The organism is Acinetobacter sp. (assembly GCF_050285345.1).
In the GTDB taxonomy this organism is placed as follows: Bacteria; Pseudomonadota; Gammaproteobacteria; order Pseudomonadales; family Moraxellaceae; genus Acinetobacter.
This window is the reverse complement of the sequence record NZ_JBLZXR010000045.1, coordinates 1-9,877: the sequence shown is the minus strand read 5'-3', so window position 1 is coordinate 9,877 and position 9,877 is coordinate 1. Positions and strand designations below refer to the sequence as shown.

At 37.4% G+C, this 9,877-nt stretch carries 11 protein-coding genes and 1 pseudogene; 6 read left to right on the top strand and 6 right to left on the bottom strand.

Annotation, left to right across the window (positions count from 1 at the left end):
• Positions 1 to 65: 65 nt before the first annotated feature.
• The 4 genes from ACN6OV_RS04350 to ACN6OV_RS04335 form a co-directional block, all read right to left on the bottom strand.
• Complete coding sequence (locus tag ACN6OV_RS04350; protein ID WP_427949935.1) at positions 66 to 245, bottom strand: hypothetical protein; 180 nt, start codon at positions 243 to 245, stop codon at positions 66 to 68.
• Positions 246 to 362: 117 nt separating this feature from the next.
• On the bottom strand, positions 363 to 794 hold the full coding sequence (locus tag ACN6OV_RS04345; protein ID WP_427949934.1) for a CBS domain-containing protein: 432 nt from the start codon (positions 792 to 794) through the stop codon (positions 363 to 365).
• A gap of 97 nt (positions 795 to 891) precedes the next feature.
• On the bottom strand, positions 892 to 1,269 hold the full coding sequence (locus ACN6OV_RS04340) for a DUF2750 domain-containing protein (protein ID WP_427949937.1): 378 nt from the start codon (positions 1,267 to 1,269) through the stop codon (positions 892 to 894).
• Positions 1,270 to 1,408: 139 nt separating this feature from the next.
• Positions 1,409 to 1,642, bottom strand: a complete 234-nt coding sequence (locus ACN6OV_RS04335) for a hypothetical protein (RefSeq protein ID WP_427949933.1) — start codon at positions 1,640 to 1,642, stop codon at positions 1,409 to 1,411.
• Between the two features lie 222 nt (positions 1,643 to 1,864).
• Between ACN6OV_RS04335 and ACN6OV_RS04330 the strand changes: the two genes are divergently transcribed.
• Positions 1,865 to 2,224 (top strand): hypothetical protein, encoded by a 360-nt coding sequence (locus tag ACN6OV_RS04330; protein WP_427949932.1) that lies wholly within the window; start codon positions 1,865 to 1,867, stop codon positions 2,222 to 2,224.
• A gap of 107 nt (positions 2,225 to 2,331) precedes the next feature.
• Complete coding sequence (locus tag ACN6OV_RS04325) at positions 2,332 to 2,658, top strand: hypothetical protein (RefSeq protein ID WP_427949930.1); 327 nt, start codon at positions 2,332 to 2,334, stop codon at positions 2,656 to 2,658.
• Here ACN6OV_RS04325 and ACN6OV_RS04320 read toward each other — a convergent pair.
• Together ACN6OV_RS04320 and ACN6OV_RS04315 are read right to left on the bottom strand one after the other, a co-directional pair.
• Positions 2,579 to 4,147, bottom strand: a complete 1,569-nt coding sequence (locus tag ACN6OV_RS04320) for an insulinase family protein (RefSeq protein WP_427949928.1) — start codon at positions 4,145 to 4,147, stop codon at positions 2,579 to 2,581. The two genes, ACN6OV_RS04325 and ACN6OV_RS04320, sit on opposite strands and share 80 nt — an antisense overlap.
• Positions 4,148 to 4,270: 123 nt before the next feature.
• A pseudogene (locus tag ACN6OV_RS04315) lies at positions 4,271 to 5,653 on the bottom strand (M16 family metallopeptidase); the annotation flags it as partial.
• Between the two features lie 179 nt (positions 5,654 to 5,832).
• Between ACN6OV_RS04315 and ftsY the strand changes: the two are divergent.
• From ftsY to ACN6OV_RS04295, 4 genes are all read left to right on the top strand, one after another.
• The gene (gene ftsY, locus ACN6OV_RS04310; RefSeq protein ID WP_427949926.1) at positions 5,833 to 6,939 is read left to right on the top strand and encodes a signal recognition particle-docking protein FtsY; all 1,107 of its coding nucleotides are present in this window, start codon (positions 5,833 to 5,835) and stop codon (positions 6,937 to 6,939) included.
• 174 nt (positions 6,940 to 7,113) lie between these two features.
• Positions 7,114 to 7,800 (top strand): nitroreductase family protein, encoded by a 687-nt coding sequence (locus ACN6OV_RS04305; RefSeq protein ID WP_427949924.1) that lies wholly within the window; start codon positions 7,114 to 7,116, stop codon positions 7,798 to 7,800.
• Positions 7,801 to 8,009: 209 nt separating this feature from the next.
• A complete protein-coding gene (locus ACN6OV_RS04300; protein ID WP_427949922.1) occupies positions 8,010 to 8,603 on the top strand; it encodes a nitroreductase family protein in 594 nt (197 codons plus the stop codon).
• A 182-nt stretch (positions 8,604 to 8,785) separates the two neighbouring features.
• Positions 8,786 to 9,466: a DUF2057 family protein gene (locus tag ACN6OV_RS04295; protein WP_427949920.1), complete on the top strand. Its 681-nt coding sequence runs from the start codon at positions 8,786 to 8,788 to the stop codon at positions 9,464 to 9,466.
• The last annotated feature ends 411 nt before the right edge of the window (positions 9,467 to 9,877 follow it).

Below are 9,877 nucleotides of genomic sequence, written 5' to 3'. Positions count from 1 at the left end.
ACTAAGTTTAGAGTTAAAGATATTGATAAATTATTTAAAGATTACTGTAATGATTTATTTGGTATTTAGCTATAGATGATTGCTAAAGCATCCAAAAGTTCAATATTGGCGGACGCTAACTCTAAATTAATGGTACGCCTATATGCTTTGAGGCATTCATCATCTTTTAAGGAAACCATTAAACTTTCTATTTCAGCAAAGATTTGAATCAATTTTTTTACATTTTCTAAGGTGGAATTTGGCATTTTTGAAAAAAGTCATTCGATTGTAATTTGGATGTCATTACAAATATGGTGTTTTTTAATGGAATGAATATGTTCTGAGTTTATTCCCTCTAATAGTGATTAGAGGGAAAATAACGTTTAGCCAGAAATGTACTGTTGTAATTGGTCAATCAATTTGCGTTGATCATCCATCGCGGCTTTGACCAAGTCACCGATAGAAATGAAGCCTTTAAGTACATTCTCTTCAATTACGGGTAAGTGGCGTAAATGACGATCCGTCATTAACTCAAGGCATTCTTCTACTGTTGCGGCAGTTGTTACTGTAATCACGCTACTGGTCATAATTTCATTGACTGTAGTATCAAATGAAGTTCGTTCCATTAGTGCGATTTTACGTGTGTAGTCACGTTCAGATAAAATACCGACCACGCCATCTTCATTGGTAACCACAAGCGCACCAATGCCTTTTTGCGCCATGAGTGAAATTGCTTCAAGCACAGTCGCATCTGGGCTAATGGTATAAATTTCTTGATAAGTTTTGTCTTTGAGTACTTGTGCAACTGTTGTCATTTATTGGGTCCTTTATAATATTTTTCTTCAATTTAACTTAGCTTGAAATTTCAAAAAAGCCAATACTTTTCAGTGTATATACGCGTTCAAATATTGACTACGCCATTTGAATGGTCGAATTTTCAAAAAAGAAATGGCGCATTTGTGAGGTTGTTAACTTCAACTTGATATTACTTGAGCTATAAAGCGCAGGAATGACTTTGAGTCGCGTTAGGGTAGGTAACAACGATTCTTCAAAGTCACGTGGTGTAATGCGCCGTGGAGTGTAGTTGGGCCAGTTTTTCTTTGCATATTTATGTGCTTGGATACCGTTTAACCAAAATGGGAAAATAATATTGTCTTGATCACTGCTCATTGCCCAACCTTGTTGGTGATAGAGTCCCCAGAGAACTCCACAGTACATCATTGTTTTTAAGATACTAATTTTAAAAAATAAATCTTTTTGAATCGGCTTATATTGCTTTAATGTAGACATCATATGCGGCGTGTAGTTGATGTTGCTCCTATTGTAGGAAATTTTGATGAAATTACTGTGTAAGCTTTGAATTTGATTGTAAGAATTTATGTGATGAAAAGTTCGAGGGTGTAAAAAACGCCACCTGAGTGACGTTGTATTATGCTTGCAATGTGGCCATGTTCTGCCAATATTGCGCTTTGAGTGAATCGCGTTCTACGCGGAAACCTTGATAATAAAGTTCTGCTAAGAACAATGCCGCTTTACCATGACCAGCTCGAGCTGCTTCTTCCAATTCGCGAACTGCATCACTGAAGTTCATTTGTGATTGAATTGTGTTGACCGCATTTGCGTATACATGCTCAAGGTCATGTTGAGAGAATTGTTGAATCATATTTAACTCCTTATTCTAATTATGATCATTGAAGGGCCCATTCTTTAGCCCTTTTAACTAATATAACTAAGTATTATTAAACTAATATTACAATTGGATTGAAATGTCAACTATTTGTGTGAATATTGGCGAATTTATGCTGTTTACACGATTAAACAATGAACAATTACTTAATTGATTAAGATACTAGCATAAGAAGTTGTAGATAATAAGGAGAAGTACATGAGTAGAATATTAGATGGCATGACTTTAGATTATCCTCCTACATATACTCAAATTGTGGAGTTGGCACATTTACATCGCCGTAAACTCGATGAAGCTATTTTTCATCAAGAAGTGCATTTGGGGCATTTTGGTTTAGCACAACGTAAGCGGGTATATGATTTCACTCGTGATTTAGATAAGGCTCAACGTTTGGAATTTTATAATGCCTATAATGGCGAGTTACTCAGAATAGCAGATGATGATGAATTACATCCTGCGAATGCAGAGGGGGGTGTGAGTGTTTTTGCTATATTTATTGTTTTGGCAATTATTGCAATGATCCTCTATTTTGCGGTAATTCGTAGCATTATTCACTAAAAAATAGGATTGGTTCACAAAGCTTATTTGAAGTGATGTAGAAATAAGCACGGTGACTTGAACTTATTGAAAGGCAGCCATACACTACTTTGAACCTGAGGTAGTGTATGACTATTGATTTAGAAAAAATTATTCAATTCAAATCTAAAATACAGCTGGAACAAATCTATAATATTTTCGTTGCAGTCATGATTGCAGTGATATTGGTGCTGGCTATTATCGCGTTATTTCGTCCTATTTCTACTAAGCAATATCACAATATCGCTCAACTGGCTTTGCAGCAAAGCTATCCAGAAACGCAAGATATGGCACTGCTATTACAGCAACAAGAGAAAATTCACATTGGTGCTTATCTTAAATTGATGCATGCGTATCAGATGGAGTCTGTACGGGCACATCAACTTCCGGCTTTGTCAGAGGAGCGGCCTGAATAGCAGGAACTTGTCGAGTCGGCGTAATTTGTAAATTACTCTCTAAAATAGCCTTAATTTCTGCTTTATCAATCTCTGGATTGACGATAATTACCGTCATATTTTCAGGATGTATATATTTACGCACTGCATTTTGTACGTCACTCACGGTAATTTTTTCCAGAGATTTTTGATATTGCGCTAAATAGTTCGCAGGTTGGTCATAAAAACCAAATGAGCCAAGCTGAGCATTAATGTTGGCATTGCTGCTGTAATTATTTGGAAATGATCGCAACATTCCTGCTTTGGTTTCTTGCATTTGTTTCTTATCAATGGGCATTTGCACAAAGTTAGTCAAAGCTTTGTGTGCGACGCGAATACTGTTCATCAATTGATCTTGTCGAGTGCTATAACTAAAACTAAAAATACCCGGTGCTTGGCTAAAACTAAAAGTGCTATAAGCACCATAGGTATAACCACGTTTTACACGCAGTTCTTGCATTAAAACAGAGTTAAAACCACTGCCGCCAAACATACGGTTTGCAACTTCAAGAGCAAGTCGGTCAGGATTATTTCGAGTAGTTCCCAAATGTCCGAACATGACATTGGCTTGGCTGGAATTAAAGGGAATATGAATAATATCAAAACCGGTTTTTTCTACAGGATTACTAAGTGCTTTGGCTTTTTCGCCTTGCTTTAAATTTCCAGAAATCCGTTCAGCTAAGTTCTGCGCATCTTTGGGGCTTAATTTGCCAGTAATGGCAATATTCATATTTTGCGCAACTAAAAATTGATCCCGAAAAGCTTTAAGTATGTCGGGTGTAATTTTTTTAATGCTGCCATTGGTTCCAGTAATCGGTTCCGCATAGGGGTGTGTGCCATAAATTGCGCGATAAAAGCGAATGCCCATTAAGCGGCTCGGATTTTCTTGAAGTTGTTTTTGACCTACTTGGTTGTTGCTGAGTGCTAAATTAATACTCGAACTTTTAAAAGTGGCATTTTTGAGGATTTCCATCATCATGCTGAGTGCAGGTTCAAGTTTCCTCGGATCAGACAGGACGCGTAAGCGAACCACAAACATGTCTCGATACGCTTGTATACTTATTTTTGCTCCAGATTGATCGAATACTGAAGCAATTTGTGTGGCATTGTATTTTTCGGTGCCTTCATCCATTAAGCGGGCTGCCATATTGGCTACCCCATACAGTCCTTTGCTAACTTCTTCATCACGAGCAGAGCCAGCATTGAAGGTTAATTGAATATCAACCATCGGTAAGTCTTTAGATTCAACAAAAAGTGTTTTCACGCCATTTCTATTTTTGAGCACGTGCACATGCGGTGCACGATAGTCTTTATCTACTTGTAAGTTTCTTAGACTTTGCAGCATAGCAATCGATTGCAATTGGCTAGGATTGTCATTGAGATCAGGCGTACTTTCAATATAGCTTTCAGCGTAAAGTGCCGGACTAATTGCAGTAAGCAGGCTTAAGCATAAAATAGAATATTTAGTCATGACTTTTCCTTACTGCACACTGTCATTATCGAGTGGTTGAAAGATTTGTTGGTCTTTGATTTCACTCTCGGGTTGGATGGATTTTGCAGGTTTATCAGTATTAGGTGTATTTTTTTCAACTGGCTCAGGTAAAAGATACATGGTGCTTAAATTTTCACGCACAAAATAAGCATTGGCGACACGTTGAATATCCTGTGCGCTGACATTTTCATATAGCTTTGGAAGTTCATCCATAAGCCTGAAACTCAAGCCATTGACCTCAAGATTCCCAATAGTTTTTGCTTGGCTAATAATGTCGTCTTGATTGTAAATTAAATTGGAAATAAATCGTGTGGTCATGCGCTCAACTTCAGGTGCTTTGACCAATTCGGTTTTGAGTAAATCTATTTCATCTTGTATGGCTTTTTGCGCTTGCTCCATTTTGATGCCATCTGCAGGTAGGGCAGAAATACTAAACAGACTATCTCCACGATTATAAGGGTCATAGGATGTACTGACGGCAGTCAAAATTTTACGATCTCGGACTAATTTGTCTTGTAATCGAGATGAAATTCCACTGTCGAGAACATTGCGAATAATATTGAGGGCGTAAGCATCTTGTGGATTTTTTGCAGTCGCAAGGGAGCGTACATTCCACGCCATGTATAAATTAGGTACTTGGACGGGTAAGTTGAGTTCCATGTGGCGATAGCCAACACGTTCAAACTCCAAAACATCATTTCGAGAAGGTGTTTTACGCGAAGGAATATCACCAAAATATTTTTGTACTTGTCGTATTGCTGCTTCGGCATCGACATCACCGACAATCACCAAAATCGCATTATTGGGCGTATACCAATCTTTGTACCATTGTTTTAAATCGGTCAATTGAATATTTTGCAGATTTTTCATATGACCAATAATTGGTTGTCGATAGTGGCTGGTCGGATATGAAATCCATTTAAAGCGCTCATAAGCCAATGAACGTGGATTATCATCCGTGCGCTGTCGGCGTTCCTCCATCACCACTTTAATTTCAGGATCAAAATCTTGTGGCCGTAAATGTAGATTACTCATACGGTCAGCTTCAAGTTCGAGCGCCATCGGGAAGTAAGCTTTGGGGTAAAGTTGGTAGTAATTAGTATAGTTGGTAGAGGTTGCTGCATTAATACTGCCGCCGTAAATGCGACTTAAACGGGTAAATTCATCATTGGGGACTTTAGTGGTGCCTTTGAACATCATGTGTTCCAGTGCGTGAGAAATACCTAACAAGTTCCCCGATTCATCGCTACTTCCAACTTGGTACCAGATCTGTGTCATGACCATCGGTGCTCGGTGATCTTCTCGAATGATGACTTTTAAACCATTTTTAAGTGTGGTTTCAAAGGTACTGCGGGTCAGTTGACTACGATTGTCTGCGTATACAAATGGAGTGCTGATTAAGCTTGCGGTGATCAGACCAATGGGAAGAAGAGATTGCAATAAATTTTTGAAAAAATAGGAAGAAACCGTTTTTTTATAAGACACAAAGTTATCCGGTAAAATGCATTTTATAGCCTACTAGTTTTCCTAAACTCGAATTTGAATGCAAGTTCAACATGTTGTTTTTTGGTGTGCTGATGCTGAGGCTTATCGGAAAAGCTCAAATTGAGATAACTTATGTTAGAATCTCATTTTTTTAACGCAGTGCTTTTCAAGGATTCGGCATGCAACAGCAATCTCATGGGCAGAATAAATTTTTGATTGATGCTGATATCGGTGATGACGATGTCACGTTACCGAGTTTACCTGCGGTAAATGTGCCGATTATCGAAACACCGAAAGTGCAGCAAGACGTTGCTCCCGCTGTAGAAGAGACTGATTCTGAAGCAGAAGAAAGCAAATCTAAAGGTGGCTTCTTTAGCCGTATGAAAGAAGGCTTATCAAAGTCTCGTAAAAATTTAGCCGATGGTATGGTCAATATCCTGATTGGTGGTAAGGAAATTGACGATGAATTATTGGAAGAAGTTGAAGAACAGCTGTTGGTTGCAGATATTGGTGTAGAAGCAACCAAAACCATTATTGCTAACTTGACTGAACGTACAGAACGCGGTGATTTGATTTATTCACATTCATTATATAAGGCGTTACAAGAAGAATTGGTCGCATTGCTCGCACCACGAGTGAAGCCATTACATATCGACACTAATAAAAATCCATTTGTGATTTTAGTGGTTGGTGTGAATGGTGTAGGTAAAACCACAACCATTGGTAAGTTGGCGAAGCGCTTACAAGGTGAAGGTAAAAAAGTCATGCTTGCAGCGGGTGATACTTTCCGTGCCGCTGCAACTGAACAGTTGCAAATTTGGGGTGAGCGCAACAATATTGCTGTGGTTGCGCAAGGTCATGGTGCAGACTCAGCTTCAGTGATTTTTGATGCTTTTGAAAGTGCGCGTGCAAAAGGCGTAGATGTACTGATTGCAGATACCGCAGGTCGTTTGCATAACAAAGGACACTTGATGCAAGAGTTGTCTAAGGTTAAACGTGTTATGCAAAAAATTGATGCGACAGCACCACATGAAGTGATGTTGGTGGTTGATGCAGGTACCGGTCAAAATGCCATTAACCAAGTTGAAATGTTCGATGAGGCTGTGGGTTTAACAGGTTTAACCATTACTAAGCTTGATGGTACTGCAAAAGGTGGTGTGCTCTTCAATATTGCTAGCCGTACACATGTGCCAATTCGCTTTATTGGTGTTGGTGAGAAAATAGATGATTTACGTCCATTCTCTGCCAAATCTTTTGTTGCAGCTTTATTTGAAACAGATAAATAAACTGTGTGATGTTTCACATAAACTCCGCTAAGTGCGGAGTTTGCTGTTTTTGGGCTTACTGATTGATTTAAAAAGCAACATGTAAATATTTTATAAGCAGTAATCATCTAAATAAACCCTTAAAATATTTATGGAATAGTGTGTTTTACTTAAATAATATTTGGGATATTAGAGATGGCATTGCTGGATAAAATAGGTCATGTGCTGACAGCGGATATTACGAAAGACTTTAAATTAAAAAAGAAAAATGATAAATCAGAAATCGAAGTTTCATTTGTAAACCAATTAAAGAAACGTCGTAGTGTTTATGATTTAGGTAAAAAAGTTCATTATAGCCAAGCTTATATTGCTGAGTTGATTCAAGAGTCGGTTCGAAGCTGTCCTTCTGCCTATAATTCACAAAGTACCCGCATCGTGGTGTTATTTGGTGATTCACATCAAAAGTTTTGGGATATCGTAAAAGATGTGCAGCGTAAAGATGTTGCTACTCATGTATTTGAAGGCGTTGCATTAAAAATAGATCAATGTGCAGCAGGATTTGGTACAGTTTTATTTTATGAAGACCAAGCCGTTATTCAACAACTACAGAAGAAAGTTCCATTTAGTGCGGCAGATTTTCCAGTTTGGTCTGAACAAACTTCTGGAATGGCACAATTTGCCGTTTGGACCTCACTTGCAGATGCAGGCTTAGGTGCTTCATTACAACATTACAATCCATCCATCGACTATGCTGTTGCGGATCATTTCGATATCGATAGAAATTGGCTTTTACGTGCGCAATTGGTTTTAGGCTCAATCGAAGGTCCTACACCAGAGCGTGAAGAGCCTGAAGATCAGGAACGTTTTCGCGTGTATGCTTAAGCAGGTTTTTTCTTGAGTTAAATTTGTAGCAAGATGATCTATTGAATGATTTAGTATTTAGATTGCAATTAAACTTGAGAATTAACAAATAAGAAATTGATTGTTCTAGAAATAAGACACAAAGTTGTAAATATAGTCATGTAACTGTTAAAAACTTCATTTAATATTAATTTTAAATCCATACGATTCAGAATAAAAAAGAGGTTGCTATGTTATTTCTAGATCACATCAAACAACGCCGTACGATTTATGCCATTGGTGACAATGTAAGTTTGTCTCAAGCAGAAATTGAGCACACAATTCAAGAAGCAGTGCGCTGGAGTCCATCAGCATTTAACTCTCAAACTTCACGTGTGGTCATTTTATTTGGAGATGCACATCAAAAGTTTTGGAATATCGTACGAGAAACACTGCGTAAAATGGTTCCCGCAGAAGCTTTTGAAGGAACCAACAATAAAATTAATGGTTTTGCTGCAGGCTTTGGGACAGTATTGTTTTATGAAGACCAAGCTGTGGTGAAATCATTACAAGAGCAGTTTGCACTTTATGCAGAACATTTCCCAGATTGGTCCGAACATTCATCAGCTATTGCACAATTTGCAACTTGGACGGCATTGGCGGAAAAAAATATTGGTGCTTCATTACAACATTACAATCCTGTTGTAGATGAAGAAACTGCCGAAGTATTTGATATTCCAGAGAACTGGAAATTACGTGCACAGCTAGTATTTGGTTCAATTGAAGCTACTGCGGGTGAGAAAACCTTTATGGATGAGACTGAGCGTTTTAAAACTTTTAATTAGTCATAACTGTTATCAATCACAGGGCACGAATATCGCGCCCTTTTTTTATATGTAAAAAATGCGGTACATATCAAAATCAAGACTTGAAAGTGAATATGTACAATAGGTCTACTGTCATAAGGTTGTCATATACGCATTGCATAGTGCAGACAAACCTTAATAATTGAAAATGAGTGTAAAAGATGACTTTAAGATTAACAGTTGCCGCTGCGGCATTATTATTCAGTAGTGCTGGTTTTGCAGCTGTAACATTGACTGTGCCGGAAGAAATTAAAATTGTGTCAGTCAATGATCAAGAAGTTAGTGGTGGTTTATTTCGTTCAGCTGAGAAATACACATTAAATGCGGGTGAAAATGTAATTAATATTCGTTATAGCGAATTCTTTCAACATTCAGACAATTCACACGATATTCTAAAATCAGGTATTGCTTCTATTCGTACACCTGAATTGGTTGATGGGCAAGAATATCGACTTGCATTGATTAATGCACCGAAAAATTTTGACCTTGCCCAGAAATATAAAGACCAACCTGTATTTGGCTTATATAACAAGTCAAATCAATTACTGGTTCAGCAAGCTAGGGTTAAACAAGAACAAAAAGCAATTTTCTCTAATGGCGTATTTGGTAATGCAATTGATTTAACCAAAAAAAATGCAGGGTCTGTGAATCAGCCAGCGCCAGTATATACAGAAGTAGCTACGGTTAACTCGACTAAGAATAAACAAGAAGCTGTTTCTGTTGTTGCGACATCATCTGTAAGTAATGTTGGAGTAGATCAGCAATTGATTCAACTTTGGCAAAAAGCCAATAAGGCAGAACGTCAAAAATTTATGAGTTGGTTAGTGGAACAAGCAAATTAAAGCAGACTTAAATTTATAAATAGCTAAAGTAATGTTAAATAAAGAAAGTCCGGCCATTCCCAGACTTTTGGATAAGTTGTCACAACTAAAGTGAAAATAAATCTACGAAAACGCTTTTTTATCTAGAAAAATAGAGATATATTGAATATTAAGTAAACGATAAGTTGAATCTGGTTTAAAAAACAAACAATCAATTTTAATATTATGGAAATATCTATAATAGGGGCTTGTGTTTGTTTTAAAACTCTATAGAATACGCTGCATACCAACGCAGACAGCGAAACACTTGAGGTGTTAAGTTGTTGGTTTGGTTTTTCTTTTTACTGACGAAGTATCAAGAAGATCATTAAGAGATTATGAAGAACAACTTGTGTGGATTTTTACTAGTTGATCAGTCGAAATTATTTTCAT